The organism is Microlunatus kandeliicorticis (assembly GCF_014137855.1).
GTDB classification, from domain to species: Bacteria; Actinomycetota; Actinomycetes; order Propionibacteriales; family Propionibacteriaceae; genus Microlunatus; species Microlunatus kandeliicorticis.
The window spans coordinates 267,751-294,737 of the sequence record NZ_JACGWT010000002.1 but is presented as its reverse complement, the minus strand read 5'-3'; the positions used below and the strand labels follow the sequence as shown (position 1 = coordinate 294,737).

Sequence of the window (26,987 nt, the reverse complement as noted above, 5' to 3'; positions counted from 1 at the left end):
CCGGGCGGTCCCGCGGAGCGCAGAGGGCAGGCACCAGCGTCCCGCCGCCGGTGACCGGTGCGGGTGCGGCGGCGGGGGTCAGGACTGCTGCTTGATCCGGTTGGTCAGCTCGGTGACCTGGTTGAAGACGCTGCGGCGTTCGCTCATCACCGTGCGGATCTTCTTGGTCGCGTGCATGACGGTGGTGTGGTCGCGGCCGCCGAACAGCTGTCCGATCTTGGGCAGCGAGAGGTCGGTGAGCTCCCGGCACAGGTACATGGCGATCTGCCGGGCACTGACCAGCACGTGGGTGCGGCTCTGACCGCACAGGTCGTCGATGGTCAGCCCGAAGTAGGCCGCAGTGATGGCCATGATGGTGCCCGCGGTGATCTCGGGTTCGGCGCCGTCGGGGATGAGGTCCTTGAGTACGACCTCGGCCAGGGCGAGGTCGACCGGCTGGTGATTGAGGCTGGCGAAGGCGGTGACCCGGATCAGCGCGCCCTCGAGCTCGCGGATGTTGGTCTGGATCTTGCTGGCGATGAACTCAAGGACGTCCAGCCCGGCGGTCAGCCGCTCGGCGGCCGCCTTCTTGCGCAGGATGGCGATCCGGGTCTCGAGGTCGGGCGGCTGGACGTCGGTGATCAGACCCCACTCGAACCGGCTGCGGAGCCGCGCCTCGAGCGAGTCGAGCAGCTTCGGCGGCCGGTCGGAGGTCATCACGATCTGCTTCTGGGCGTTGTGCAGCGTGTTGAAGGTGTGGAAGAACTCCTCCTGCGTCTGCTCCTTGCCCTCGAGGAACTGGATGTCGTCCACCAGCAGCAGGTCGACGTCGCGGTAGCGGCGACGGAAGCTGTGCGTCTTGTTGTCCGAGATCGCGTTGATGAAGTCGTTGGTCAGTTCCTCGGTCGACACGTAGCGCACCCGGGCCCGGCCGAAGTAGTTGCGGACGTAGTGCCCGAGGGCGTGCAACAGGTGGGTCTTCCCCAGCCCGGAGTCGCCGTAGATCATCAGCGGGTTGTAGGCCTTGCCCGGCGACTCCGCCACGGCGACCGCGGCAGCGTGCGCGAACCGGTTCGAGCTGCCGATGACGAACGTCTCGAAGGAGTACTTCGGGTTGAGCCGAGCGTCGACGTCGCGTTGCATCCGCTCGACCGGGTCGAGCGGGCTGGAGCTGGGGATGAACACCGGGGTTCCGCCGGACGGTCCGGTGGCTGCCGGGTGCACCGGGCGGCCGTAGCGCACCTCGGCGTCGTCGACCCGGTCGTCGTCGCGGCCGGTGGTGTCCGGTCGGTCGCCCGCGCCCACCGGGAAGCCGGCCGGGCGCGATCCGAAGCCGGGGCGGGCGTAGCCGTCGTAGTCCTCGGGGTCCGCAGCCTGTCGCGGGTAACCGCGCGGTTCGGTCGGGCGGTACCCGGCGAGGTCGTCCTCGGCGCCGGACTCGCGGGGATGCGCCTCGAAGCCGAGCGGCTGGGTGCCCCCGACGTGACGGCCCTCGTAGCCGGCGCCGTGGCCCGCGGACTCCTCGACCGGGTCGGCCTGCGGCAGGTCCTTGTCGACGACGACCGCGAGCCGGGTCGGCTGCTGGAAGTGGTGGGCGAGCACCGACTCGATGGTGTCGCGGTAGCGGGTCTCGAGCCGCTCGCGGTTGAACTCGGTGGGGACGGCGACCATCAGGGTATCGCCGCGGAGCGCCAGCGGGACGCTGCCCTGAACCCAGACGCGCTGCTCCTGGGTGAGTGCCACCCGGACCCGGTCCCAGGCGGCCCGGACGACGAGCGGGTCACGGTTCTCCGTGGGCGCGGATCCGGAGCCCGGCTCCTCCCCGTCGGGCCCGGCGAGGCCGGGCATCGTCGGGTCGGACGGTTCGGACGCGTCTGTCACTCGGTCTCCGCTGCCTAGTCCTCGGTCGTTCTTCGGTCTCCGCCGGACCCGCAGCAGCGGGAGCCCACGCGGACGACACCGTCCGCGTCGGTCGACCGGTCGGCGCGATCAGACATGCTAGCGACGTCCACACAGTTATCCACAGCTGTGTACGACGTCGGCGGTCGCCGAATGCACCCTGAATCAAAGCGGTGGGTCGGGGGGAATATGCATCGGTCCGCGCGGGGTTCCCGCTGCGCGGGGCTTCTTGTCTGGTCCTGATCGTGGGCCGCGGCGAGGCGACGCGTGAACCTTGCCATCCGGCCCTCCCCGACCGCAAGGCGTGGGCTGGTTTTCCTGTGATTTCCCGGCGTGTCCGCGGCGTGTCGAATGGACAGCCTGAGGCAGGTCGTCAGGTTTGACCGGATCGGCGGCCCTGCGTAGTGTTGTGCAGTCGCTCTCGCGAGCGACGTGCGTCTGCGTGCCCGCATCTGGGTGGCTGCAGACGGACCTGAACCGACGACGAGTGTGGGAGTTTTCCCGTGAGCAAGCGCACCTTCCAGCCGAGCAATCGGCGCCGGAGCCGTACCCACGGCTTCCGCCTGCGGATGCGGACCCGGGCCGGCCGCGGCATCCTCGCCGCCCGCCGCCGCAAGGGCCGCGCCAAGCTGTCCGCCTGATCACCACCGCGCCCGGGTGCTGCCCCGCGGTCTGCGGATGCTGAACGGCGACGAGTTCGCCGACACGGTTCGCCATGGACGCCGGATCGGAGGTCCGTCCCTCGTGTTGCACGTACGACGGTTGCCCGACGACCCGAGCGTCCACGTGGGTTTCGTGGTGTCCAAGGCCGTCGGCAACGCCGTCACCCGCAACCGCGTGAAGCGCCGGCTGCGACACCTCGCGGCGGCGCGGGTGAGTGCGCCCTCTGGCTCCGGCTGCGGGCCGTCGGATCCCCTGCCGGCCGGGTCACGCGTCGTCGTCCGTGCCCTGCCGGCGGCAGCCGGCCAGCCCGACCGCCTCGGGGCGGAGTTCGAACGCGCCTGGGCCCGGGCCGGACGGAGCCTGGCCTCGTGAAGTACCTGCTGATCGGCCTGCTGCACCTGTGGCGGTTCTTCGTCAGCCCGCTCTACGGCAACGTGTGCCGTTACTACCCGTCCTGCTCGGCCTATGCCCTCGATGCCGTCCGGCACCACGGGACGATCCGGGGCAGCTGGTACGCCGCGCGACGGTTGCTCCGCTGCCACCCGTGGGCACCAGGCGGGTACGACCCGGTGCCCGGCACCGTCGATCCCACCTCCGCCGAACACGCGGACGAGGTCCAAGGAGAAACCGGGGTCCCCGATCCGGGCCGGCCCTCTCCACGAGGGCGGATGATGGACGAGGCCGCGTGAGGGCCCGTCGGAGGCAGGACCGACCTGAGGCAGACAGCGTCGCGGCGACAGACCGCCCGGCGCGGACAGACAGATGGTGGAGTTGATGGAAACGCTGATCCCGGTGCTCGTCCCGATGGGCATCTTCGATTCGCTCGCCTCCTTCGGCAGCACCCTGATGCAACCGCTGTACTGGGCGGTCTCCGGTCTGCTCGTGTTGTTCCACACCCTGTGGGCGCCGCTGCTGGGCACCGACAGCGGGTGGACCTGGACGCTGTCGATCGTCTCGCTGACCGTGATGATCCGGGTGATCCTGATCCCGTTGTTCGTCCGGCAGATCCGCTCGTCGCGGAACATGCAGCTGCTGCAGCCCAAGGTGCGCGAGCTGCAGAAGAAGTACGGTCACGACCGGGAGAAGCTCGGTCAGGAGACCATGAAGCTCTACCGGGAGAACAACGCCAACCCGTTGGCCTCCTGCCTGCCGCTGCTGCTGCAGATGCCGATCTTCTTTGCGCTGTTCCGGGTGCTCGACGGGGCCGCCAACGGCATCGCCCGCGGCTACTGGATGCGGATCCACGAGAGCGACCTGCTGCCGTCGCTGCAGAAGGCGACGATCTTCGGCGCACAGATCTCGGACAAGTTCCTGCCCTTCACCGGCCGCATCACCTCGGTCCAGGTCGTGACCGTGCTGCTGATCGTGCTGATGACGGTCACGATGTTCATCACGCAGCTCCAGCTGATGCGGAAGAACATGCCGCCGGACGCGCTGACCGGTCCGATGGCCCAGCAGCAGAAGATCATGCTGTACCTGTTCCCGCTGATCTTCGCGATCGGCGGCGTGAACTTCCCGGTCGGTGTGCTGATCTACTGGCTCACCACCAACCTGTGGACGATGGGTCAGCAGTTCTACGTCATCCGCCGCAACCCGGCCCCCGGAACCCCGGCGTACGACGCCTGGGAGGCCCGCCGCAAGGCCAAGGGCAAGCAGCTCACGGTGGCGGCTCCGGCCGAGACCAGCGGTCGCAACGGCAACGGACGCGCCGCCACGGCCGTCGAGGGTGCAGTCGCCACCGAGACGGCCGACAGCAGCCCGCGGGTGATCCGTCAGCAGCCCCGCCGGCAGACGCGGTCCCAGCGCAGGAGCTGACGACCGTCCCCTGATTCCCGCCGGCGTCGAGCCGGCGACCACCGCCGGTGCTGTGCTGCGCCTCCGCGCCACGGCCGGCACACCCCGTCCCGAGGAGGACCATGACCGAGCAGCAGGCTGCTGTCGACGAGCCGACCGTCTCCGACCCCGCTCCGGGCGCCGACGAGACGCAGGAGACGACCGCTCCCGATTCCGCGGTGAGCACTTCCCCTGCCCCCTCCGTCCCTGGGCACTCCGACACTGGGCCCTCCGAGCCGGTGGGTGACGCGCAGGGTGCCGAGGCCGCGGACGACGACAGCGACGACAGCGACGACGAGGAGGACGGCGACCCGCTCGAGACCGAGGGCGAGATCGCAGCCGATTACCTCGAGGAGTTGCTTGACATCGCCGACTTCGACGGCGACATCGACACCTACGTCGAGAGCAACCGTCCGCACGTGTCGATCCTCACCGAAGGCGACGTCCTGGTCGGTCGCGACGGCGAGGTGCTCGAGGCGCTGCAGGAGCTCTCCCGGCTCGCGGTGATGACCGAGACCGGCAACCGCAGCCGGCTGATGCTCGACATTGGCGGCTACCGCGAGAACCGGCGCAAGGTGCTGACCCAGCTCGCGACCGACGCGGTCGAGGACGTCCGCGGCTCCGGCGAGTCGGTCCGCCTGGACCCGATGAACCCGTTCGAGCGGAAGATCGTCCACGACGTGGTCGCGGCGGCTGGGCTGACCAGCGAGTCGGAGGGCGAGGAGCCCGCCCGTCGCGTGGTCATCCTGCCCAAGTCCTGACCCGTGACCGCGCCCGCCGGGCTCGACCGGCTGTTTCCGGATGTCGAGTCGATTGAGCGATTTGTCGACATCCTGACAAGTCGAGGTGTCGATTGGGGATTGATCGGTCCGCGTGAGGTGCCGCGCATCTGGGATCGTCACATCCTCAACTCGGTGGCGATCCGCGATCTGGTGCCCGAGGGCTCTGCGGTGGTGGACGTCGGGAGCGGCGCTGGCCTACCGGGGATTCCGCTGGCGCTGGCCCGACCCGACCTGCAGGTCACTCTGCTCGAGCCGTTGCTCCGCCGGGTGACCTTCCTGACCGAGGCCGTCGAGGAACTCGGCCTGGCCGAGCGCGTCCGGGTGGTCCGGGCCCGGGCCGAGGATCACCGTGAGCGGTACGACCTGGTCGTCGCGCGCGCCCTGGCGCCACTCCCCCGTCTGGTGCCCTGGTGCTCACCGCTGATGGCCGACGACGGCGAGGTCCTGGCGCTCAAGGGGAAGTCCGCGGCCCAGGAGGTCCAGGACGCCGCCCCCGTGCTGGCGTCAGCCGGTCTACGGGCCGACGTCCGGGAGGTGCGCGCGGACGCCACGTCCGAGCCGACCTCGGTCGTACGGATCCGCCGCGCACTGCGCTGACGACCACGTGCTCGGCATCCGATGCTGAGCCGCCTGCAAAGCACGATGGTTTGCTCCGCGCACTCCGGATCTTTTGACCGACGGCTCGAGCCCGCTCGAGCCGAGGCGCAAGCACAGCGACGGCTTCGAGGTCCTGAGGACCGATCCAGCAGCGCTCCTTGAGCCTGACGAAGGGCGTCCATGCTGCCCTCCCTGGTGCCATGGGGTGAAGCACGGTGGCCGCCGAACCTAAACCCGTTCGGTGGCTCGCCGGGCGATCTCCGGGCCCCTGTCTGCCCCGTTCGATAGCGTGAACTCCGCTCGATCGACGGAAGACGAAGGACGGCGCAGACGTGAGAACCAGTGAGCAGTCGGCGGTCGGACCCCGCCCGACAGGGTTGGGCTGGCCCAAGCGCAGCCGGATCGGTCGGCTTCTCGGTTGGCCGCGTGTTTCACGTGAAACGGAACCAGTCGTTGACGAGACTTCTACTCCGCCTGCCTCGTGCCCGGACGCAGAGTCCACCCTCGGACCGATCAAACTGCCGCACGTAAACGGTGACTCGATCCTTCAGGAAGCAGACCTCGGGGCGCCTCAGGCGGACCTGTCGACCACCGGACCGGTCGTCACCGACTCCACGACCACCACTGTCGAGCCGGAGACCCAGGCGGAGCCCCCGACAACTGACGAGTCCGCGATGGTCGATGACGTGCCGATCGACGAGGACCCCGTTCGCACCGTTTCACGTGAAACACCGCGGGAGGTCGATCCCCTGCCTCGTCCGACGAACCCGCGGGTCTTCGTGGTCGCGAACCAGAAGGGCGGAGTCGGCAAGACGACGACGACCGTCAATGTTGCCGCCGCCCTCGCCATGGGTGGACTCCACGTCCTGGTCATCGATCTCGACCCGCAGGGCAACGCCTCTACCGCCCTCGGCGTCGACCACCACCGCGGCGTGCCCGGCACCTATGAGGTCATCATCAACGGTGAGTCGATCGCCGACCTTGCGGTCGTCTCGCCGGAGGCTCCGAACTTGCGGGTCCTCCCCGCAACGGTGGACCTTGCCGGTGCGGAGATCGAGCTCGTCTCGGTGGTGGCACGGGAGAACCGCCTTCGTCGGGCCATCACCAAGTACCTCAAGACTGCCGAGGTCGACTACATCTTCTTCGACTGCCCCCCGTCCCTCGGGTTGCTCACGCTCAACGCCCTGGTGGGAGCGCAGGAGATCCTGATCCCCATCCAGTGCGAGTACTACGCCCTGGAGGGGGTGTCGCAGCTGATGAACACCATCAGCCTCGTCAAGGGGGAGCTGAACGACGAACTCGAGCTCAGTACCGTGCTGCTCACCATGTATGACGCCCGGACCCGGCTCGCGGCTCAGGTCGCCGACGAGGTTCGCGGCTACTTCGCGGAACAGACGCTCCCGAGCGTGATCCCGCGCTCGGTGCGCATCTCCGAGGCGCCCAGCTACGGCCAGACCGTACTCACCTATCAGCCCGACTCCGCGGGGGCGAAGAGCTACCTCGAGGCGGCTCGCGAGATCGCCCGACGCGGCGCCGTGGACGGCACACCCAGCCAGGAGGCCTGATGAGCAACAACACCCGCGGACTGGGACGTGGTCTCGGCGAGCTCTTCCAGCGCACCGAGCCGATCGCGCCCCGACCGGTGGACTCGCCGACGGTTCCCGACTCCCCTGTCCCTGCTGCCCGGGCAGCTGAGGAGGCGGCACCGGCCCACCCGATTCCCGAGGGGTCGAGCTTCGCCGAGGTGCCGATCAGCTCGATCCGACCCAACCCTCGCCAGCCACGCACCGTCTTCGACGAAGACGCGCTGGCCGAGCTGGTCGACTCGATCCGTGAGGTCGGACTGCTGCAGCCGATCGTCGTGCGGCCGCTGAGCCCGAACGAGAGCGGCGATCAGCGCTATGAGCTCGTGATGGGCGAACGCCGCTGGCGCGCGGCGGAGCGTGCCGGCAACGAGACGATCCCGGCGATCGTCCGGGAGACCGAGGAACATGACCTGCTTCGAGACGCGCTGCTGGAGAACCTGCACCGTGCACAGCTGAACCCGCTCGAGGAGGCCGCGGCCTACCAGCAGATGCTCGACGACTTCGGCTGTACCCAGGAAGAGCTCTCCCAGCGGATCAAGCGGTCGCGCCCGCAGATCTCCAACACGATCCGGCTGCTGCGACTCCCTCCGACCGTCCAACGGCGAGTCGCCGCCGGCGTCCTGAGTGCGGGCCACGCCCGCGCGTTGCTCGTTCTCGACGATCCGTTGGCCCAGGAGCGGCTCGCGCAGCGCGTGGTGGCCGAAGGGCTGTCCGTCCGGGCGCTGGAGGAGATCGTCGCGCTGGGGGAGACCGGGGACACCCCGGCAGCCCCGCGTCGCCGTCGCGCGGCCGAGCCCAACGAGCGGGCGGTCGCCGTCGCCGATCGGCTCGCGAACCGACTCGAGACCCGGGTGAAGGTGGACGTCGGCCGAGCCAAGGGCCGGATCACCATCGAGTTCGCCAGTGACGAGGATCTGGAGCGCATTGCGGGTCTCATCGACCGCTGAGCTCCTGCGCAAGGTGGGTGGGTGTAGGGGCTTCGACAAGCTCGGCCAGCGACGTCTGCGCGCACTGAGCCTACGATGTGCCTCGCTCTGGCCCAGTAGGTGAAGGGGCTTCGACAAGCTCAGCCAGCGGTGTCAGCGCGCGCAGCCCTGGCGACGTGCCTCGCGCAGGGTGAGCGGGCGAAAGAGGCTTCGACAGGCTCAGCCAACGGTGGCCGGACGGAACTCCTCGAGAGGCTTCGACAAGCTCAACTAGCGGTCACTCCGCGCACTGAGCCCCGTCGAAGTGCATCGCGTAGGTCGCGGAGGTGGAGTGGCTTCGACAAGCTCAGCCAGCGGTCAGGCCGTGCACTGAGCTCGTCGAAGTGCGTCAGGCTAGTCGATGCTGGGGAAGGGCTTCGACAGGCTCAGCCAGCTAGGGCTTCGATGAGCTCTCCCAGCGGGCGCGGCAGCGGCCGCAGTTTATGTCGACAAATCGTTTCGTCGGCTCGGAGACTTACCGACAAGTCACTGGGTCGACGCGGCCGCCGCGCGTCGCTCGGCCTCGATCTTGGGTCGGACGTTCTTGGTGGCCGACCGCTCAGCGACGAAGGACAGGAACGGCACGGTGCCGGCCAGGGCGATCAGCAGCAGCCGCTTCCAGGTCCACTTGGCGCGGAAGCCGAGGTCGACCGCAGTGATGATGAGCACCATGTAGAGGAAGCCGTGCGCCGTCCCGACCACCCCGACCACCGAGTCGTTGCCGGCGAAATACTTCAGCGGGACCCCGATACAGGTCAGCACGATCAGCAGGGTGCCCACGACGTAGGCCACCACCCGATAGCGGAGCAGGGCGTTGCGCATGGATCGACCCTATGCGCGTCGGCTGAGACCCGCCTCCGTGACCTCGGGCTGGTCGGTGTCGGCCGCCTTGTCGGCGTCGGGTGTCGCGTCGCCGTCACCGGGGAGCTGCGGGTCGTCCCCCGGCTCGCCCTCGCGCTCGGCGAACTCGTAGTCGTCCCGCCGACCGATGTCGCGAGCCATCCGGATCCCGAAGCCGAGCGCGAAGGCCGCGAAGATCCACCACTGCAGTGCGTACGCGGCGTTCCGGCTCCGGCCCTGACCCTCGGGGAGGTTGACCGCCGTCGGCTCGAGTCCCTGGGCCCGCGACATGTCGGGGCCGAGCGTGATGAAACCGTTGACCAGCGTCACCGGCCAGCGTTGCGCGAGGATCGGGAGCTCGACCGCCGGGAGCTCGTTGCTGCCGGTCCCGGGTTGGTTGGTGCCGGGGTCCTGCTCGGAGCCCAACAGGATGCCCTGGACGGTCACCTCGCCGGTCGGCGGCGTGGGACCGGTCGAGCCGTCGGACGGCCGCGGGGTGAGCTGACCCCGCACCACGGGGAGCACGCCGCCGCCGTCGAGCCGGAGACCGGTCAGCACCCGGTCCGCGGAGCCGTCCGCGGTCGGCACCAGTACCTGGAGCTTCGAATCCCAGCGTCCGGTGGCGGAAACGGTTCGCCCGTAGCCGTCTCCGACCGCCTGACCCGGCACCGCGACCGAGCTCAGCGCGATCACCGGTCCGTTGGCCCGGGCCTCGGCCGCCTTGGCACCCTGCTGGCCGTAGACGTCGAGCTGCCAGAGCCCGAGCGCGATCATCACCGCGGTCACCGCGAGCCCGAGCAGGATCACCCCGGCCTGCTTGGCGCGGGTCGCCCACGGGCTCACGGCAGCACGGGCAGGTCGGGTCGCGTGGCCGACGCCCGCACACCGCGGTCGCGAGCCACCGCGACCAGGTCGGCGCACATCGCCCCGAGACCCCAGCCGGCGGCCTCGACCGCCAACGGCACGGCCGACGTCTCGGTCATGCCGGGCGCGACGTTCACCTCGAGGAAGGTGGGAACCCCCTCGGGGGTGACGATCAGGTCGGTCCGCGACAGGTCGGCGAGGGCGAGCACGTCGTGGACGGCGAGCGCGGTCTTGGCGACCCGCCGGGCGGTGTCGTCGTCGAGCTCGGCCGGGCACAGGAACCGAGTGGCGCCGGCGGTGTAGCGCGCGGCGTAGTCGTAGACCCCCGAGTCGGGTCGGATCTCCACGGCGGGCAACGCCTGCGGGCCGTCGCCGCGGTCGACGACGGCCACCGTGACCTCGACACCCTCGACGAAGTTCTCCACCACGGCCACCGCGCCGTAGGCGTAGGCGCCGACCATCGCGGCGGGCAGCTCGGCGGCCGTGCTGACCTTGCTGCACCCGAGCGCCGATCCGCCGCGCGACGGCTTCACCATCATCGGGAAGCCGATCTGGTCGCCGAGGGCCTGCACCAGGGCGGCTGCGCCGAGCTCGCGGAACGTCTCGTGGGGGAGCGCGACCTGCCGCGGCGTGGCGATACCGGCCTCGGCGACCACGGTGCTGGCGATCGACTTGTCGAAGGCCACCCGGGCCGCGCTGCCGACGGACCCGACGAAGGGGATGTCGAGCAGGGTCAGCACCTCGCGGAGCGCGCCGTCCTCGCCCGCCTCACCGTGCAGCAGCGGGAACACCACCGGCCGGCCGAGCTCGGCGAGCCGGGCGATCAGCCCCGAATCGACGTCGGACTCGACCACGTCGACGCCACGGGACCGCAGTGCCTGGGCCACCCGGCGCCCGCTGCGCAACGAGACCTCGCGTTCGTGCGAGAGCCCGCCGGACAGCACCAGCACCTGATCGGTCATCGGTCCTTCCTCCGTGCTCGTCGCGTTCCCCGGTGATCAGCCGCTCACGACCATGATCGCGAGACCTACCGATCATGGTCGGTCAGCTCTGGTTGGCGCCCGGCGCCTCGTACGGCCCGCCCGCGGCCCCGCTGCCGAGGAAGCCGAAGGTCTCGTGCAGCGACGCCTCGTGGGCCATCACCTCGCCGAGCCGCCGCGTGCCCTCGATGATCCGCTCGGGCGTCGGAAAGCAGTACGACAGCCGCATGTGCCGACTGCCGAGCCCGTCGGCGTAGAACGAGTTGCCGGGGACGTAGGCGACGCGGGCGGACACCGCGCGGGGGAGCATGGCCTGGGCGTCCAGCCCCTCCGGGAGCCGCACCCACACGAAGAACCCTCCGGTCGGACGGGTCCAGGTCGTCCCGGCCGGCATGTGCGTCTGCAGCCCGGCGAGCATCGCGTCCCGGCGTTCGCGGTACATCTCGCGGAACTGCTTGATCTGGCCGCGCCAGTCGTGTCGGCTCAGGTAGGCCGAGATGGCGAACTGGCTGAACACCGGGGGGCAGAGCGTCGCCGACTCCTGGGCCAGCACCAGCTTCTCCCGGACGGCGTGCGGTGCGAGCACCCAGCCGATCCGGAAGCCCGGGGCGAAGGTCTTGGAGAACGAGCCGAGGTAGACCACGTTGTCCGCGTCGAGCGAGCGGATCGCCGGGGTCGGGTCGCCGTCGAAGCCGAGCAGACCGTACGGGTTGTCCTCGACCACCAGCAGCCCGGCAGCCTGGGCGATCTCGATGATCCGCTCGCGGCGCTCGAGCGTCTGGGTCACGCCGGCCGGGTTGTGGAAGTTGGGGATCGTGTAGAGGAACTTCACCCGGCGCCCGGCGGCGGCGTGCGCCGCCAGGGCCTCGGTCAGCGCCTCCGGCACCAGGCCGTGCTCGTCCATCGCGACGTGGCTGACCTGGCACTGGTAGGCCCGGAACACCCCGAGCGCCCCGACGTAGCTGGGCGCCTCGCACAGCACCACGTCACCGGGGTCGCAGAAGATCCGGGTCAGCAGGTCGAGACCCTGCTGCGAGCCGACCGACACGGTGACGTCGTCGGGGTGGGCCTGGATGGCCTCGAGCCGCATGACCTCGCAGATCTGCTCACGGATCATCGGTTCGCCCTGGCCGGCGCCGTACTGCATGGCCTGGGTGCCGCGTTCGGCCACCAGGTCGGAGAGCGTGGACGAGACCACGTCGAGCGGCAGGTCCGAGATGTTGGGCATCCCGCCGGCGAGCGAGACCACCTCGGGACGGTTGGCGACGGCGAACAGGGCCCGGATCGCCGAGGCGGTCATCCCGAAGGTCCGCTCGGCGTAGTTGTGGGCGTACGCGTCCAGCCGGGTGTCCCGGCGTCGGGCCGGGACCGGCCGGGTGACGGGCTCCTCGCTCACCCGACCAGTGTGCCGCACTCCGACCCGCGCAGCCCGGTTCGGGCACCGCGACGGACGTCGTGACTCAGGGACGCCGGCCGGGCGAACCCCCGGCCCGGCGTTCGCCGACTGTTCAGGCCGCGGGCGGCTCACCCGCTGCGCGGCGCACTAGCATGACCGGCATGGCTCGGCAGAGTTTCCCCCCGGCGCCCCGGCGGGCGCGGTGGGCGGCCTGGCTGGTCCTCGGCGTCCTCGCCGGCCTGCTGCTCGGGTTCGCCGCGGGACTCGCCAAGCCCCGCCCGCGCGCGGATCGCTGAGAGGCCCGGGCTGATGGGGTCTGGGCGGATGGGGTCTGGGCGGAGGATCCGACCGATGACGGCCGCCGATCTCGATCAGCTGCCTGCCGACCCGGAGCTGCCCGCGCGGACCGCCGCCGAGGCGGTCGACAGCTGGGGCCTGTGCGGTGTGGTCAGCCAGCAGGACCGACAGGTCACCGGTTTCGTCGTCCTCGTCCCGAGCCCGCTGGCTCCCGCGGTCGACGGTTGGACGCTCTTCCGGCCGGATCCGCGGACGGCCGCGCTGACCGCGGCCTGGGTGCAGCCCAGTCTGCGCGGGCATGGGCTCGGTCGACAGCTCGTCCAGAACGCGGCAGGCGAGGCCGCGAGGCGCGGCGCGATCGCGCTGGAGGCGGTCGGGCATCCCGGCTCCGCACGCTCGGGGTCAGCGGCGGCCGAACGACCCGACCGGATCCCGCAGGCCTTTCTCGAAGCGGTCGGCTTCCGGGTCGTCCAGCCGCACCCACTCGAACCCCGGCTGCGGATGGACGTCTCGACCACGGCCCGCTGGCGCCCGGACCTCGCCGCGGCGTGGGAACGGCTGACCGGGCTGGTCGCCAAGCCGATCCCTGCGCAGCCCGCCGGGTTCCAGCACAGTGGCCGTCAGGCGGTGCGGGTCGACGGCGACTCGGCCGCGACCCCGTCCTGAGCTCGGTCAGGAGCCGACCGGCGTCGGGATCGCGACCTCAGCCGGCCCGACCCGCCGGTCGGTCGCCCGATCCGAGCCTCAGAGGTATTCCTCGATGGCGCCGAGCAGCACCGACTTGCTCTTGGCGCCCTTGAACGCCTTGACCAGCTCTCCGTTGACGTACACCTGGATCGTCGGCAGCCCGAGCACGTGGTTGTTGGCCGGGGTGACCGGGTTGGTGTTGGTGTCCATCTTGACGAAGGTCACCTTGTCGCCGTGGGCGTTGGCCAGCTCCTCGATGATCGGGGCGACCTGCTTGCACGGCCCGCACCAGTCGGCCCAGTAGTCGACGACGACGGGCTTGTCGGACTTGAGCACCTTCTGCTCGAAGTCGGCGTCGGTGACCTCGCTGACGGCAGCCATGGCTGTACTCCTCGTTCTGGTTCTTGGAAAGGTGAGTCGGAAGGGTCGGGTCAGCCGACGGTGGCCGGGCTGCGGACCGCGACGGCGGCGTCGAGACCGCCGTCGAGATCGTCGAGATCGGCCAGGTAGCGCTCGGCGTCGAGCGCCGCCGCGCACCCGCTGCCCGCGGCGGTGATCGCCTGCCGGTAGGTGTGGTCGACGAGGTCGCCGCAGGCGAAGACGCCCGGCAGGTTCGTCCGGCTCGACTTGCCCTCGGTGAGCACGTAGCCCTCGGCGTCCAGGTCGACCTGGCCGCGCAGCAGCTCCGAACGCGGGTCGTGGCCGACCGCGATGAACAGCCCGTTGAGCTCGAGCTCGCGCTCGCTGCCGTCGGTGGTGTCACGGAGCGTGACGCCGGTCAGGGCCTGGTCGCCGTGCAGCGCCGCCACTTCGGAGTTCCAGGCGAACCGGATCTTCGGGTCGCGCTCGGCCCGGCCGGCCATGATCTTGCTGGCCCGCAGCTGGTCGCGCCGGTGGACGATGGTGACCGACCGGGCGAACCGGGTCAGGAAGGTGGCCTCCTCCATCGCGGAGTCGCCACCGCCGACCACGGCGATGTCCTTGTCGCGGAAGAAGAACCCGTCACAGGTCGCACACCACGAGACCCCGTGCCCGGACAGCCGGTCCTCGTCGGCGACGCCGAGCTTGCGGTAGCTCGACCCGGTGGCCAGGATCACCGCGCGGGCCCGGAACACGGTCCCGTTGGCGTCGGTGACCTCCTTGACCGGCCCGGTCAGGTCGACCGCCGTGATGTCCTCGGCGACCAGCTCGGCGCCGAAGCGCTCGGCCTGGTTGCGGAGGTTGTCCATCAGGTCGGGACCCTGGATCCCCTCGGGGAAGCCGGGGAAGTTCTCCACCTCGGTGGTGTTCATCAGCGCGCCGCCGGCGGTGATCGAGCCCTCGAAGACGAGCGGCTTGAGCTCCGCGCGGGCGGCGTAGGTGGCGGCGGTGTAACCGGCCGGCCCGCTCCCGATGATGATCACGTCGCGGACCTGGTCCTGCTGCCGCGAGGTGTCCTGCTGCGTCATTGGCATCCAGCTCTCTGCGCTGTGGGCTCCCGGTCGGAGCCTCACCCTACCGTGGCCATAACCGGCATCCCGGGCGTGATATTCCGGGCCGGCGGGGCGCCGACGTCTAAGGTGAACGCACGGTGACGCAGCCCTTTCCGGGCCGCGCCGGGCCCGGAGCCGAGTCGAGGAGTGCACGTGAGCGAGACCAGCAACGGGTCCGACGACGCGGTGGACGCGCCGGCCGGCGGGACCACCGTCATCACCTTCGGCACCTTCGACGTGCTCCACGTCGGTCACGTCCGGGTGCTCAACCGGGCCGCCGAGCTGGGGGACCGACTCGTCGTCGGGGTCTCCTCCGACGCGCTCAACTTCAGCAAGAAGGGGCGCTACCCGGTGTTCAGCCAGGCGGAGCGGCTCGAGCTGGTGGCCAACCTGCGCGCCGTCGACACCGTGTTCGTCGAGGAGAGCCTCGAGCTCAAGCGCGATTACATCGTCGAGCACGAGGCGGACGTGCTGGTGATGGGCGACGACTGGGCCGGCAAGTTCGACTTCTGCTCCGACCTGGCCAAGGTGATCTACCTGCCGCGGACGCCGTCGATCTCCACCACCGCGCTGATCGAGCACATCGCCAACCTCTAGCCCGGACCGTTCGGGGTCAGCGGATGGTGGCCGACGGGCCGGCGGACGGACGGCCGGTGGCGCAACCGGTGACGAAGACCACCCGGGTGGTGCCGTTGCTGCCGCGGAGGTAGACCAGCAGCCCGGGCTCGCCGTTGACCACCGAGCTCTCGATGCCGCTGATCCGGCCGTCGGTGGCCTTGCGGGCGCAGTTCCAGGCGGCGCTGAACCGGTGTGGGCTGAGGCCGCTGGTGTTCTCGACCGCCGACGAGCTGCCCAGCTCGCTGCCCGAAACCACGATCGGGCTGTCGGCGGACGGCTCGTTGTGGCCGCTGACCGCGCTGAGCAGGTAACCGCCGAACCCGACCGCCCCCGCCACCGCGCAGGCACCGAGAGCGGCGAAGGCGAACCGGAGCGGACGCCGTCGGTGCCGGCGGAAGTTGCTCTCCAGCGAGCCCAGGGTCGGTCGTGGGGCGGCGAGCGAGCGGGCCCGACCGTCGTCGTCGCCGATCGCTGCCGGCTCCCCGGACCGACGTCGCACCGGCGTCGCGGACGGCGCCGCCGTCCCGGGCGGAGTCCCACCGCCGGTCGGCCCGGGACGATCGCCCTCCGGCGGTCGGATCCGGCTCTCCGCCCGGGCCAGCTCGGCCAGCACGGCGTCGAGCCGGACGCCGACGTCGGCGGGCAGGGCCGGACGCGGCTCGCGGGCCAGGACCCGGCTGACGTTCCGGACGTCCGCGAGGGCGCTCGCGCAGGTGGGGCAGACGGCCAGGTGGAGCCGGACCTGTTCGGTCCGCGCGGGGTCGAGCAGGCCGACGTCGTAGTCGGCGAGCTCCTCGCTGGTCAGGTGCTGCGGTCGGTCGGTCATTCGAGCAGCCCCCGGGTCCGGAGCAGGTCGATGGTGCGCCGCGAGCGCCGGTCGAGCTCGGCGTCGGGGGCATAGCGCAGCACCCAGTCGAAGAAGCTCGAGTGTCCGCGCCGGATCAGCGCCGTGGGGACGAAGTACACCTTGGGGTCGCCGGAGAGCCGCACCTTGTAGCTCGGTCCGCTGCCGGTGACGTACTCGCGCACCGCGACCACCTTCCGGCCATCGAGCCGGTGGGTGCCGCGGTAGTGCCGGACGGTGAGGACGGCCCCGTCGACAGCCATCCGGGCGCGGGTCCGGAGCCAGACCACCACCATGAACGCGGCCCAGAACAGCACGATCACCGCGCACACGCCGAGCCAGCCGTCCGCGCGCGCGTGGATCAGCAGCCCGAGGCAGAGCACCAGGCCGCTGGTCGACACCACGGCCGGGGTGCGCCAGTTGTAGGCCAGGGTCAACGGCTCGGCCATGGGCGCTCCTCTCGGCGGTCGGGTGGCTGGCGGTCGGTCGGGGGTCGGGGGTTTCGGGTCGGCGTCGGACGGCGCTGCGGCGACGCCGCAGTCCACCCGTACCGGGTAGACGCACGCCGCGGTCGCTCGGTTCCACTCGGCGACCGGCGGGGTCCGGACCGGCGGGGTCAGGTCCGGTGTGCTCCGGTGCCGGCCCGCGGTGGGTCGCTGCCGCTGGGGACCGGAGCCCGGCGGGTGCCGACCCGCGGTGGGGCGGCCGGGGCCGGGCCGGGCCGGGTGGCGTCGGGGTCGGCGTCGCCGGGCTCGTCCTCGATCCGCAGGTGCGCGAGCAGCGGAGCCAGCTTGGCCCGGCCGCGGGCGCACCGGCTCTTCACCGTGCCGGCGGCGCAGCCGAGCATGGCGGCCGCCTCCTCGACGGAGTAGCCCTCCATGTCCACCAGCACCAGGGCGGCGCGCTGGTCGGGGTTGAGGTGGCGGAGCGCGGCCACGACCTCCGAGGTCTCCTCGCTGCGGACGGCGGGGTCGTCGGTGTCGGCTGCGCGGCTGAGCTCGGCGGCCAGCTCGGGGCTGCGGTCCGGGTCGTCGGGCAGCGGGTCCGCGCGGCGGACCTTCATCCGGCGCAGCCGGTCGAGACAGGCGTTGACCACGATCCGGTGCAGCCAGGTGGTGACCTGGGCGTCGCCGCGGAACCCGGAGGCCCGGCGGAACGCCGACACGCAGGCGTCCTGCAGCGCGTCGGCGGCGTCGTCGGGGTTGCGCATGGTCCGCAACGCGATCGCCCACATCCGGTCGCGGTGCCGGGCGATCAGCCGGCCGAAGGCCTCGGGGTCACCCTCGACGTGCGCCCGGAGCAGGGTGGCGTCGTCAGGTTCCGGAGCGGGTTCGGGAGCGGCATGCGGGGCGCCCGGCGTCGTCGCCGGTTCGGTCACTGCTGCACCTCGACCTCGTAGATCCCACCGCGGTACCCGTTCCCCTCCTTCGGCAGCGAGGTCAGGTACACCAGAACATAACGGGTGGTCACCGGCTGGGCGGGGGTCAGCGTGGCCTGCGCGCCGGCACCGCTGACCGAGGCGACGGTCCGCCAGGCGCGGTCGGTGTTCATCACCGGGGCGTCGGACGCGTTCTGCGGCACCCGGAGCTGGACGTTCGTCCCGTCGCCGGAGAGCTGCAGGGTGACGTCGCGGACCGGGACCGGCGCGCCGAGGTCGAGCACCAGCCCGACCCCGTCCTTGAGCCGGCCGAGCTTCGGGCTCCCGTAGTAGGTGAGGGTCGTCCACCGGGTCTTCGGGTTGCCGTCGTAGGCCAGCGGCACCTGGCTGGGGTTCTCGGTCCCGTTGCCGCCCTGGGCGGTGGGGTCGAAATCGCGGGCGGCGACGATCGGCACCGTCTTCGGGGCGGCGGCCGCGCTCGGGGTGGTCGACGGCCGGCTCGAGCTCGGTCCGGTGGCGCTGGTGCCCGGTCCGCGGGTCAGGGCGGTGCCGATGGCGACGGCGAGGACGGCGATCAGGGCGAGCGCGATCAGCAACGCGATCCAGCGGCGCGGGTGTCGCCGACCGGAGGTCCGCGGGGGCTCGGTGGGCCGGGTGGCCCGCCCGACCGGCGCGGTGGTCAGACCGGCGACGGGGGCGTGGACGCGGGCCGACGGCGAGACGGCGCTGGCCGTCCGCCGCCCCGGGCTCCGCGGGGAGCGGGGGGACCAGCTGGTGCCGGCGGAGTCGAGGAACGCCGAGCGCGGCACCCCGGGCGGGGTCGCGTCGGCGGTGCTGCCGCCCGGGTGGCGGAGCCGGCGCTCGAGGTCGCCCGAGGCGTCGGCCGGTCCGAGCACCCGGCTGAGCTCGTCGACCAGCTGGGCGGCGGTGGCGATCGGCGGCACCCGGTGCCGCGGGTGCGGGCTGAGCAGCTGGTCGCAGATCCGGTCCAGCGCGGGCGAGACCCCGTGCCGGACCTGCCGCGGGGTCAGCCAGCGGTGGTCCTCGGCGCCGACCGCGCCCTCGTCGACCGGACGTCCGCTGACGCCGACCGCGGCGAACGGCTGGGTGGCGTCCGGGTCGGTGGCCACCGGCTCGGGGGTGTCCGAACCGCCGTCGCGGGTGTGCGGGGCGGCGGGCAGCCCGAAGGCGGGACCGCCGGGCCAGCGGCCGACCAGACAGGCGTAGAGCAGCCGGCCGAGGTCGCGGACGTCGGCGGCCTCCTCGCGGGCGCCGTTCGCCTCCGGGTCCGGCTCGTCGGCCTGACCGGGGTGCGAGCGGAGCACGGCCTCGATCAGCAGACCGACGATCTTGACGTTGCCGGCCGGCGTGATGATCACGGTGTCGGGGTTGATCCGGCGGTGGTGCAGCCCCAGCGCGTGGACGCCGGCGATCGCGTCGGCGATCTCCCGGAGCAGCCAGCCGGCCTCGAGCCCGGTCAGCGGCGAGCCGGCCAGCAGGGTCTGCAGGCTCTGCCCGGTGGCGTACTCGCAGACGATGTAGGAGCCGATCGAGCCCGGCTCGCCCGCCGTCTGGCCGGCCACCCCGGCGCTCGGCTGCTCGGTGACGTCGACCGCGTCGAGCACCCGGAGGAAGCGGGAGTCGGTGGCGATGGCGGCCCGGCGGGCGGCGTCGAGCAGCCGCGGGGCGCGGGCGTCGCCGACCGGCAGCAGGTGGACGAGCACCGAGCGGGAGAGCACCTGGTCGAAGGCCCGCCAGGTGACCGCGGGCTGGGCGGAGACGAGCAGCTCTTCGAGCCGGTAGCGACGGCCGAGCACGGTGCCCGGCGGCAGGTGCAGGTCCTCGGGGACGTCCGCGCCGGGCGCCGGTGGTTCGAGGGTGGCCGGGTGCTCGACGGTGGGGGTGGCCGCGGAACCGGCGTCGGTGACCGCCGGGTCGGTGACCGGGCCGGGGACGGAGGTGTCTGCGGGGTCGTCGGAGCGGTCGAGCGTCGCACCGTCAGGGGTGCGGGTGGGGCTGCTGGCCATGGTGTGTCCTGACCCAGAGTGACCGGAGTCGCCGACGTGGGTGTCGATCGACGACTCCGCGGCGGCCAGACCCTCGAGCGTCGGCACCGACCCGGTCGGGTCGTGCGGAGCGGCGATCGAGCCTGGTCCCCCGGCCAGTGGTCCGCCCGCGCCGGCGTGTCGGCTGGTCGCTGCGGCCTCGTCGTCCCCGATGGTGCCAGACCGGGCCGTGCACTCCCCGGAGGAATCGCCGGACCGATGCGGATCGGTGACCTCTCCCGCGCCGGGGACGACGGCGCTCCTGGCGGCCGGCCCGGCGTAGGCCAGGGCCAGCCGACGGGCCGGGCCGGGCAGCCGTCCACCCAGCTGGCGGGCGAGCTGCAGGACCTCGGCGATGTGCAGCAGCCGGGCGGTCAGCGCGAAGGTGGCCAACGCGGCCACCCCGGCCAGCACCAACGCCAGCGCCCGGGCGGGCAGCGCCTGCGACCACAGCCCGACCAGCGCGCAGATCCCGGCGGCGAGCAGCCCCGCCGGCGCGACCGCGACCGCCAGCCGGACGCAGTGCCGCACCAGCGCGGCGCCGTCGAGCACCGGCAGCCGGCGACGGAGCAGCCGGAACGACACCCCGAGCCCGACCACGTAGGAGAGGGCGTAGGCCAGCGCCAGTCCCACCGCGATCGCGTCCGGGCGTCCGACCGGGAGCACGAACAGCAGCGCGAGCACGATGTTGACCGCGCCGATCACCAGCTGGATGAAGAACGGCGTCCGGGTGTCCTCGAGCGCGTAGAAGCCGCGCAGACACAGGTACTGGCAGGTGAACGGGACCAGTCCGACCGCGAAGGCGGTCAGCGTCCAGGCGATCAGCCGCCAGTCGCCGGCGCCGCTGCCGTTGCCGAAGAGCAGATCGCTGATCGGGAAGGCCAGCGCGAGGAAGGCGACCGCGGCCGGGACGATCACCGTGGTGGCCAGCCGGAGCGCGCGCATGGCCTCCTGCCCGGCGCCGGCCAGGTCGCCCGCGGCGGCCCGGCGGGAGGCCGACGGCAGCATCGCGGTGGCCAGCGAGACGGTGATCAGGCTGTGCGGCAGGATCCAGAGCAGGTAGGCGTTGTTGTAGACGGTCAGCCCGGCGCCGTGCTCGCCGCCCGGGTCGCCGGGGCCGGCCGGGGCCAGCGTGGCGCCGCTGGCCAGCCGGGTCACCACCCAGACCGCCACCTGGGTGACCACGACGTAGCCGAGCGTCCACTTGGCCAAAGAGGCGGTTCGGCCCAGCCCGACCCCGCGGAAGTCGAACCGCGGCCGGTAGCGGAACCCGGCGCGGCGCATGAACGGGATCAGCACCGCGGCCTGGAGCACGATCCCCGCGGTCGCGCCGAGCCCGAGGACCAGCAGCTGCTCGAGGGTGAACGGCTGGTCCTGCAGCCCGCGCAGCGGCGGCCAGACCACCACGTAGCCGACCAGCACCAGCACCGCGACCACGTTGTTGGCCAGCGGCGACCAGGCCATCGGCCCGAAGACGCCGCGGCTGTTGAGCACCTGGCCGAGCAGCACGTTGACGCCGTAGAAGAAGATCTGCGGCAGGCAGAGGTAGGCGAGCACCACGATGTTGTCGAAGTGCCCGGCGTTGACCGGCAGCTTCCACCGGCCGTCGGTGTAGAGCCACATGATCGCCGGAGCCAGCAGCGTGGCCGCCGTGGTGATCAGGGCGAGCCCGAGCAGCCCGACGGTGACCAGCCGGTTGGTGTAGGCCTCGCCGCCGTCCGGGTCGTTCTTCATCGCCCGGACGATCTGAGGGACGAAGACGGTGTTGAGCACCCCGCCGGCCAGCAGGATGTAGAGCATGTTGGGGATGCCGTTGGCGATGTTGAAGGTGTCCACCTGCGGGGTGGCGTTGCCCAGCGCGAACGACAGCAGCGCGATCCGGACGAAGCCGAGCACCCGCGAGGCCATCGTGCCGGCGGCCATCACCGCGGTCGCCGAGATCAGCCGGGACCCGGCCGCCTCGGCCGTTGGCTCGGCGGTCCCGGCGCCGGACCCCCGGGTCCGCAGCTCAGCCACCGGTGGCTCCGCCCGCGGGTTCCTGCCGGGCCCGTTCGCGGCGCACCTGGCGGATCCGGAAGGCGGTCGAGCCGACCAGCACCACCAGCGCGAGGACCGAGATCAGCCAACCGATCCGGCTGGCCTGGGTCGGGTTGATCTGGATGGTGACCACCTTGCCGATCGGGGTGCCGTCGACCGTGGTCAGCCGGGCCTGGACGGGGAGCGCGCCCGGCGCCCGGGCCTCGACCTCGGCGGTGATCGGGATCCGGTCGTCCGCGGCGACCACGCCGACCTTGTCCGCGGGGACGTCGGCGACGCTGAGCCGCTGCCGGTTGGGTGAGGTGAAGGTGACCTGGACGCGGATCGGCTGGCTGTAGCCGTTGACCACCGTGAGCGGGACGTTGCCGGCCGAGCCGGTGAGCACCAGGTCGCGGGCCTCGAGCCGGATCAGGTCGCCGCGGAGCACCTGGTCGAACGGGGCGGCCTGCTGCTCGACGAACTCCTCCTGGTCGCCGGCCTGGCCACGCCAGGTGTCGCTGACCACCCGGGGGAGCGCCTGGTCGCGCTGGGTGGAGAGGCCGGCCGGGTCGGCGAGCAGCTGACTGAGGGTGGCGTAGTCGGTGCCGAGGTCGTCGGTGGCGGTCAGCTCGGCCGGCGTCAGCTCGGCTCGGCGGGCGTTCGCCGGGTAGTCCGGGCGCCCGGTCCAGGTGATCGGGTTGCCGGCCAGCAGGTCGCCGACCGAGCTGATCCGGAGCCACGGCGCGGTCGACGGGTTGAGGTCCCCGGCCGCCTGGTCCGGGTCGCTGACCACCCGCAGCTGCCCGACGGTCACCCCCGGGTCGGCGGTCAGGGCCTGGATGTAGCTGGCCGCCAGCGCCGACTGGCGCAGGTGCACCGCGGTGGTGTCGGGCGCCGGGCCGGGGCCGCCGGAGGAGCTGGTGGAGTCGTAGGTCAGCACGGTCAGCCCGTCGGGCCGGCGGAGCAGCGGACCGAGCCCGCCGACGCCGGCGCTGTCGAGCAGCACCGCCCGGGCGCCGAGCGTCCGGGCCGCGTCGAGGGTGGCCTGGTCGGCGTACCCGCCGGCGGGGGCGATCAGCAGCGGCAGGTCGCCGACCGCGTCGACCGCCTTGGCCGCGGTCTCGGCGGCCTGCGCGACCCCGAGCCGGTCGGCATGGACCAGCGAGGGCAGGTCGTAGCGTGCCCAGGGCAGCCGGAAGCCGTCGTGGTCGGCCTGGACCAGCGCGAACCGGCGCAACCAGTCCTGGGCGGCGGTCCGGCCGCTGCCGGCCACCAGCCGGCCGTCGCTGCCGAGCACCTGGTAGCCGGCGCTCATCGTCCGCAGGGTGGCGATCAGGTCGGGGTCGACGGCATAGCTGATGTCGGGCCGTTCCGCGCTGCGGAGGAGCCGGTCGAGCCGGCCGCCGGTCCGCACCTCGGTGGCCAGCCGGTCGCTCGACAGCACACCGGTGCGGACCAGCGAGGGGGTGGTGTCGAGCATCACCAGCGAGCTCAGCTTGACCGTCGAGGCGGTGCCGGTCGACTGGCTCGGGTTGACCACCGGGACGTAGATCCGGGCCCGGCCGATGGCCAGGTTCGAGCTCGGCTGGAGCACCTGGACGCCCATCAGGTAGACCCCGTTCGCCGGGTTGTCGCCGAGCAGCTCCTTCGTGCTGGTGCGCAGGGTGAACGGGAGGCTGGCCTTGTCGGCCAGGGTGCGCGAGCCGTCGAGCAGGACGTCGTACCGGCCGAACTCGCTGATCCGCTCGCCGATCGGGTCGTTGGACACCGACGTCGCGGCGGCCTCGAGCCCGGCGCCGGTGGTGATCGGGAGCGCCGAGCGCCAGGTGTAGGCCGACAGCGCGGCGAGCGGGCGGCCGGAGATGTTGGTGACCGTCCCGGTGATGGTGACCGTCGAATCCGGCTGCAGCACGGCCGGCGAGAAGCTCTTCACGGTGATCCGGACCAGTGGCACCGGCTCGTCGGCGGCGGCGCGGGCCGGTGACCCGAGCCCGAGCGCCGTGGTCCCCAGAGCGAGCAGCACGGCGAGCAGCCAGCGCAGCCCGCGCAGCGGCACCCGGGTCGACGTCCGGGCCGACACTCGCCCGCGGGCACGGTCAGACGTGTCCGGGGCGGGCTGCACCGAGCCATGGTAATGGCCGGTCCGGGGCCGGACGGTCTGCTGCGCAGCGGGTACGGCGGCGCGAGGAGACGGGCCGGAGCGCGACGGCGATTAAGATGCCGCGACGTGCCTTCCTCGCCGACCCGCCGTGCCGACAGCCCCGTCGGCCCGCCAGCCGCCGGGGTGGAGCGCGAGCGGCGCGAGGCCCAGCGCAAGGCGGTGGCCGAGCTGGTCCGCGTCGGGCCGGCCCTGGACCGGCTGAGTGCGGCGTTCACCGACGCCGGCCACCAGCTCTACCTGGTCGGCGGCAGCGTCCGGGACGCGCTGCGCGGCGAGCTCGGCGACGACCTCGACCTCACCACCTCGGCACGCCCCGACGAGATCGAGCGGCTGCTCCGCGGGCTCAGCCGCGCGGTCTGGACGATCGGCAAGGAGTACGGCACGGTCGGCTGTCGACTCGCCGCCGACTCCGGTCCCGGTGGTACCGCGGGGAACGCCGGCACCGACGAGCCGCGCGAGTGGCAGGTGGAGGTGACGACCTTCCGCGCCGACGTCTACCGCGCCGAGAGCCGCAAGCCGGTGGTGCAGTTCGGCGACACCCTCGACGGGGACCTGATCCGGCGCGACTTCACCGTCAACGCGATGGCGGTCTCGCTGCCCGACCGCACCTTCGTCGACCCGTACGGCGGCCTCGACGATTTGGCCGCCGGCCGGCTGCGGACGCCGGCGACCGCCGAGCAGTCGTTCAGCGACGACCCGCTCCGGATGCTCCGGGCGGCCCGGTTCGCCACCCGGCTGCAGCTGGCGCCGACGCCCGAGGTGCTGGCGGCGATGACCGCGATGGCCGAGCGGCTGTCGATCGTCTCGGCCGAGCGGATCCGCGACGAGCTGACCAAGCTGCTGCTCGCCGACCGACCGCGGGTCGGCCTCGACCTGCTGGTCCGCACCGGGCTGGCCGACGTGTTCCTCCCCGAGCTCGGCGCACTGCGGCTCGAGCGCGACGAGCACCACCGGCACAAGGACGTCTACGCCCACAGCCTCACCGTGCTCGACCAGGCGATCGCGCTCGAACGCGAACGCGGACACGCCCCCGACCTGGTCAACCGCCTGGCCGCGCTGCTGCACGACATCGGCAAGCCCCGGACCCGGCGGTTCGAGCCCGGCGGCAAAGTGAGCTTCCACCACCACGACGTCGTCGGGGCGAAGCTGGCCCGCAAGCGGCTGACCGCGCTGCGGTTCCCCAGCGACGTGGTCGAGGCGGTCAGCGACCTGGTCGCGCTGCACCTGCGGTTCCACGGCTACGGCGACCTGGCCGGGAGCGACGCCGAGTGGACCGACTCGGCGGTCCGTCGCTACGTACGCGACGCCGGCGACCAGCTCGAGCGGCTGCACATCCTCACCCGGGCCGACTGCACCACCCGCAACCAGGCCAAGGCGACCCGGCTGCGGCGGGCCTACGACGAGCTCGAGCACCGGATCGACCTGCTGGCCGAGCAGGAGGAGCTGGACGCCATCCGGCCCGACCTCGACGGCAACCAGATCATGGCGCTGCTCGGCATCCCGCCCGGCCGGGCGGTCGGCGAGGCCTACCGTCATCTGCTCGAGCAGCGGCTCGAGCACGGTCCGCTCGGCCCGGAGCGGGCCGAGGCCGAGCTCCGCGCCTGGTGGGCGGCCCGCCAGGCGGGCTGAGCGGAGACGTCCCGGAGAGCTCCCGGGCGACGCCGGGTCAGCTCGCGGTGGCCGCGGCCGGCTCGTCGAGCGACTCGCCACCGCGGTCGAGGTCGAGCCCCCGGCTGAGCAGCCAGAAGCCCACCCCGAACAACAGGTAGCAACCGGCGAGCACCGCGAGGATCGGCACCGAGCGTCCGTCGTGGGGCAGGACCAGCGCGCCGATCACCGCGGCCACCACCAGCGCGACGTTGAAGACCATGTCGTAGAGCACGAACGCGCGACCCTTGACGTCGTCGTCGACGTCGGCCTGGACGAAGGTGTCCACGCAGATCTTGATGCTCTGGGCCAGCAGGCCGAGGCAGAACCCGGCGACCAGCAGGCTCGGGCGGCGGTAGATCGCGCCCGGGAACAGCTGGAGCACGGCTGAGCCGAGCAGGCACAGGGTCATCCAGCGGCGGGCACCGATCCGCCGGACCACCGGCGGGGTGACCGCGGCGGCGACCACGAACCCGGCACCGGTGATCACCACCAGCAGGCCGAGATCGGCGATCGCGGCGTCGACGTCCTGCGGCGGGTGGAAGTAGTTGCGGTAAACCAGGATGGTGGCCACGAACACCACGCCGTAGACCACCCGGGAGACCCCGATGGTGATCAGCCCGAGCCCGGCGGCCCGGCGCTCACGGAGGTGGCGGAGCGCCTCGACCAGCCCGGTGACCACCTCGGCGGCGCGGGTGCGGCCGGCCCCGGCGTCCCCGGGCACGTCGTCCGGTCCGAGCTCGCGTCGTCCGATCCGCAGGGCCAGCGAGGAGCTGAGCACGAACCCGGCGGCGACCACGACGAACAGCACGGCGTCGGCCTGAGACGCGGGCAGGGCGCCGCCGAGCAGCACCCGGAGCACCGTCCCGAGCCCGGCACCGACCAGCGCCCCGGCCGGTCCGACGGTCGGCACCACCGAGTTGGCCACCAGGTACTCGTCGGGCTCGAGGGTGTGCGGGAGCGCGGCGGACAGCGCGGCGAGCAGGAAGCGGTTGAGGCTCATGGCCAGCAGCACCAGCCCGTAGAAGCCGAACTCGACCATCCCGGAGCGGACGCCGGTCGCGGCCAGTGCGGCCAAGCCGAGCGCGATCGCCGCCCGGGTCAGGTCGACGACCAGCAGCACCTGCCGGCGCGACAGCCGGTCGAGCACGACGCCGACGAAGGGGCCGAGCACCGAGAACGGCAGCAGGGTGACCGCGAGCACTGCGGCGATCGAGCCGGCGTCGGGCTGGCGCTCGGGGGAAAACAGCACGTAGGAGGCCAGGGCCACCTGGAGCAGCGCGTCGGTCGACTGGGTGGCGATCCGGACGGCCAGCAACCGGCGGAAGAGCCGGTGGCGCCACAGCCGTCGCAGGCCGCGTACGAACTGCACTCGTCCACCTCCTCTGACCCAACCCCTGGTGCACGTCGGTAGGTTCGGCCGTCCCGGACACGCTAC

24 protein-coding genes and 1 pseudogene are annotated in these 26,987 nt (G+C 72.2%); 12 read left to right on the top strand and 13 right to left on the bottom strand.

Going from position 1 to position 26,987, the window contains the following annotated elements; genetic code table 11:
- Nucleotides 1–78: 78 nt before the first annotated feature.
- Nucleotides 79–1,827, bottom strand: a complete 1,749-nt coding sequence (dnaA, locus tag FHX74_RS06125; RefSeq protein WP_182559753.1) for a chromosomal replication initiator protein DnaA — start codon at nt 1,825–1,827, stop codon at nt 79–81.
- Nucleotides 1,828–2,381: 554 nt separating this feature from the next.
- Between dnaA and rpmH the strand changes: the two genes are divergently transcribed.
- The 8 genes from rpmH (at nt 2,382) to FHX74_RS06085 (ending at nt 8,286) form a co-directional block, all read left to right on the top strand.
- Nucleotides 2,382–2,519 carry a 50S ribosomal protein L34 gene (gene rpmH, locus FHX74_RS06120; protein ID WP_182559224.1) on the top strand — a complete coding sequence of 46 codons (138 nt, stop codon included), beginning with the start codon at nt 2,382–2,384 and terminating at the stop codon, nt 2,517–2,519.
- A gap of 16 nt (nt 2,520–2,535) precedes the next feature.
- Nucleotides 2,536–2,913, top strand: a complete 378-nt coding sequence (gene rnpA / locus FHX74_RS06115; RefSeq protein ID WP_182559223.1) for a ribonuclease P protein component — start codon at nt 2,536–2,538, stop codon at nt 2,911–2,913.
- Nucleotides 2,910–3,230, top strand: coding sequence for a membrane protein insertion efficiency factor YidD (yidD, locus tag FHX74_RS06110; protein ID WP_182559222.1), 321 nt, complete (start codon nt 2,910–2,912; stop codon nt 3,228–3,230). Before rnpA ends, yidD begins: the two co-directional genes overlap by 4 nt.
- Nucleotides 3,231–3,324: 94 nt before the next feature.
- Nucleotides 3,325–4,356, top strand: coding sequence for a membrane protein insertase YidC (gene yidC, locus FHX74_RS06105; RefSeq protein WP_182559752.1), 1,032 nt, complete (start codon nt 3,325–3,327; stop codon nt 4,354–4,356).
- Between the two features lie 257 nt (nt 4,357–4,613).
- Nucleotides 4,614–5,135: a Jag family protein gene (locus FHX74_RS06100; protein WP_328823666.1), complete on the top strand. Its 522-nt coding sequence runs from the start codon at nt 4,614–4,616 to the stop codon at nt 5,133–5,135.
- A gap of 3 nt (nt 5,136–5,138) precedes the next feature.
- Nucleotides 5,139–5,753, top strand: coding sequence for a 16S rRNA (guanine(527)-N(7))-methyltransferase RsmG (rsmG, locus tag FHX74_RS06095; RefSeq protein ID WP_182559220.1), 615 nt, complete (start codon nt 5,139–5,141; stop codon nt 5,751–5,753).
- A gap of 674 nt (nt 5,754–6,427) precedes the next feature.
- Nucleotides 6,428–7,318 carry a ParA family protein gene (locus FHX74_RS06090; RefSeq protein ID WP_182559219.1) on the top strand — a complete coding sequence of 297 codons (891 nt, stop codon included), beginning with the start codon at nt 6,428–6,430 and terminating at the stop codon, nt 7,316–7,318.
- Nucleotides 7,318–8,286: a ParB/RepB/Spo0J family partition protein gene (locus FHX74_RS06085; protein ID WP_182559218.1), complete on the top strand. Its 969-nt coding sequence runs from the start codon at nt 7,318–7,320 to the stop codon at nt 8,284–8,286. The genes FHX74_RS06090 and FHX74_RS06085 overlap by 1 nt, the downstream gene beginning before the upstream one ends.
- A gap of 504 nt (nt 8,287–8,790) precedes the next feature.
- Here FHX74_RS06085 and FHX74_RS06080 read toward each other — a convergent pair.
- The 4 genes and pseudogenes from FHX74_RS06080 to FHX74_RS06065 form a co-directional block, all read right to left on the bottom strand.
- Nucleotides 8,791–9,126, bottom strand: a pseudogene (locus tag FHX74_RS06080) (DUF3817 domain-containing protein); the annotation flags it as partial.
- 9 nt (nt 9,127–9,135) lie between these two features.
- Nucleotides 9,136–9,987, bottom strand: coding sequence for an SURF1 family protein (locus FHX74_RS06075; RefSeq protein ID WP_182559216.1), 852 nt, complete (start codon nt 9,985–9,987; stop codon nt 9,136–9,138).
- Entirely contained in the window at nt 9,984–10,970 is a 987-nt protein-coding gene (locus FHX74_RS06070; RefSeq protein WP_182559215.1) for a D-alanine--D-alanine ligase family protein, read from the bottom strand. Before FHX74_RS06070 ends, FHX74_RS06075 begins: the two co-directional genes overlap by 4 nt.
- Before the next feature lie 82 nt (nt 10,971–11,052).
- Nucleotides 11,053–12,384, bottom strand: a complete 1,332-nt coding sequence (locus FHX74_RS06065) for an aminotransferase-like domain-containing protein (protein ID WP_407941464.1) — start codon at nt 12,382–12,384, stop codon at nt 11,053–11,055.
- Nucleotides 12,385–12,545: 161 nt separating this feature from the next.
- On the opposite strand from FHX74_RS06065, the gene FHX74_RS20680 reads away from it, so the two are divergent.
- Together FHX74_RS20680 and FHX74_RS06060 are read left to right on the top strand one after the other, a co-directional pair.
- Complete coding sequence (locus FHX74_RS20680; RefSeq protein WP_268925924.1) at nt 12,546–12,680, top strand: hypothetical protein; 135 nt, start codon at nt 12,546–12,548, stop codon at nt 12,678–12,680.
- A 55-nt stretch (nt 12,681–12,735) separates the two neighbouring features.
- Nucleotides 12,736–13,347: a GNAT family N-acetyltransferase gene (locus FHX74_RS06060; RefSeq protein ID WP_182559214.1), complete on the top strand. Its 612-nt coding sequence runs from the start codon at nt 12,736–12,738 to the stop codon at nt 13,345–13,347.
- A 78-nt stretch (nt 13,348–13,425) separates the two neighbouring features.
- On the opposite strand, the gene trxA is transcribed toward FHX74_RS06060, so the two are convergent.
- Nucleotides 13,426–13,749 carry a thioredoxin gene (gene trxA, locus FHX74_RS06055; protein ID WP_182559213.1) on the bottom strand — a complete coding sequence of 108 codons (324 nt, stop codon included), beginning with the start codon at nt 13,747–13,749 and terminating at the stop codon, nt 13,426–13,428.
- A gap of 50 nt (nt 13,750–13,799) precedes the next feature.
- Nucleotides 13,800–14,816, bottom strand: coding sequence for a thioredoxin-disulfide reductase (trxB, locus tag FHX74_RS06050; RefSeq protein ID WP_182559212.1), 1,017 nt, complete (start codon nt 14,814–14,816; stop codon nt 13,800–13,802).
- Nucleotides 14,817–14,993: 177 nt separating this feature from the next.
- On the opposite strand from trxB, the gene FHX74_RS06045 reads away from it, so the two are divergent.
- Entirely contained in the window at nt 14,994–15,437 is a 444-nt protein-coding gene (locus FHX74_RS06045; RefSeq protein WP_328823665.1) for an adenylyltransferase/cytidyltransferase family protein, read from the top strand.
- Between the two features lie 16 nt (nt 15,438–15,453).
- Here FHX74_RS06045 and FHX74_RS06040 read toward each other — a convergent pair whose 3' ends face one another.
- The 5 genes from FHX74_RS06040 to FHX74_RS06020 all read right to left on the bottom strand — a co-directional run bounded on the left by FHX74_RS06040 (nt 15,454) and on the right by FHX74_RS06020 (nt 23,863).
- Nucleotides 15,454–16,284 carry an anti-sigma factor family protein gene (locus FHX74_RS06040; protein WP_182559211.1) on the bottom strand — a complete coding sequence of 277 codons (831 nt, stop codon included), beginning with the start codon at nt 16,282–16,284 and terminating at the stop codon, nt 15,454–15,456.
- Nucleotides 16,281–16,751 (bottom strand): hypothetical protein, encoded by a 471-nt coding sequence (locus tag FHX74_RS06035; protein WP_182559210.1) that lies wholly within the window; start codon nt 16,749–16,751, stop codon nt 16,281–16,283. The genes FHX74_RS06040 and FHX74_RS06035 overlap by 4 nt, the downstream gene beginning before the upstream one ends.
- A gap of 167 nt (nt 16,752–16,918) precedes the next feature.
- Entirely contained in the window at nt 16,919–17,680 is a 762-nt protein-coding gene (gene sigM, locus FHX74_RS06030) for an RNA polymerase sigma factor SigM (protein WP_182559209.1), read from the bottom strand.
- Nucleotides 17,677–21,741, bottom strand: coding sequence for a murein biosynthesis integral membrane protein MurJ (gene murJ / locus FHX74_RS20150; RefSeq protein ID WP_182559208.1), 4,065 nt, complete (start codon nt 21,739–21,741; stop codon nt 17,677–17,679). Before murJ ends, sigM begins: the two co-directional genes overlap by 4 nt.
- Nucleotides 21,734–23,863 carry a hypothetical protein gene (locus FHX74_RS06020; RefSeq protein WP_182559207.1) on the bottom strand — a complete coding sequence of 710 codons (2,130 nt, stop codon included), beginning with the start codon at nt 23,861–23,863 and terminating at the stop codon, nt 21,734–21,736. Before FHX74_RS06020 ends, murJ begins: the two co-directional genes overlap by 8 nt.
- 162 nt (nt 23,864–24,025) lie before the next feature.
- On the opposite strand from FHX74_RS06020, the gene FHX74_RS06015 reads away from it, so the two are divergent.
- Nucleotides 24,026–25,531, top strand: a complete 1,506-nt coding sequence (locus tag FHX74_RS06015; RefSeq protein WP_407941471.1) for a CCA tRNA nucleotidyltransferase — start codon at nt 24,026–24,028, stop codon at nt 25,529–25,531.
- 37 nt (nt 25,532–25,568) lie between these two features.
- Here the strand turns inward: FHX74_RS06015 and FHX74_RS06010 are convergent, their stop codons facing one another.
- Entirely contained in the window at nt 25,569–26,921 is a 1,353-nt protein-coding gene (locus tag FHX74_RS06010; protein ID WP_182559205.1) for an MFS transporter, read from the bottom strand.
- Nucleotides 26,922–26,987 lie beyond the last annotated feature (66 nt).

Coding starts and splice junctions, on each gene's coding strand:
- FHX74_RS06085 (WP_182559218.1), top strand. CDS start 7,318: ATGAGCAACAACACCCGCGGACTGGGACGTGGTCTCGGCGAGCTCTTC.
- FHX74_RS06040 (WP_182559211.1), bottom strand. CDS start 16,284: ATGACCGACCGACCGCAGCACCTGACCAGCGAGGAGCTCGCCGACTAC.
- trxA (WP_182559213.1), bottom strand. CDS start 13,749: ATGGCTGCCGTCAGCGAGGTCACCGACGCCGACTTCGAGCAGAAGGTG.
- FHX74_RS06035 (WP_182559210.1), bottom strand. CDS start 16,751: ATGGCCGAGCCGTTGACCCTGGCCTACAACTGGCGCACCCCGGCCGTG.
- trxB (WP_182559212.1), bottom strand. CDS start 14,816: ATGACGCAGCAGGACACCTCGCGGCAGCAGGACCAGGTCCGCGACGTG.
- FHX74_RS06060 (WP_182559214.1), top strand. CDS start 12,736: ATGACGGCCGCCGATCTCGATCAGCTGCCTGCCGACCCGGAGCTGCCC.
- FHX74_RS20680 (WP_268925924.1), top strand. CDS start 12,546: ATGGCTCGGCAGAGTTTCCCCCCGGCGCCCCGGCGGGCGCGGTGGGCG.
- FHX74_RS06090 (WP_182559219.1), top strand. CDS start 6,428: ATGGTCGATGACGTGCCGATCGACGAGGACCCCGTTCGCACCGTTTCA.
- FHX74_RS06070 (WP_182559215.1), bottom strand. CDS start 10,970: ATGACCGATCAGGTGCTGGTGCTGTCCGGCGGGCTCTCGCACGAACGC.
- dnaA (WP_182559753.1), bottom strand. CDS start 1,827: ATGCCCGGCCTCGCCGGGCCCGACGGGGAGGAGCCGGGCTCCGGATCC.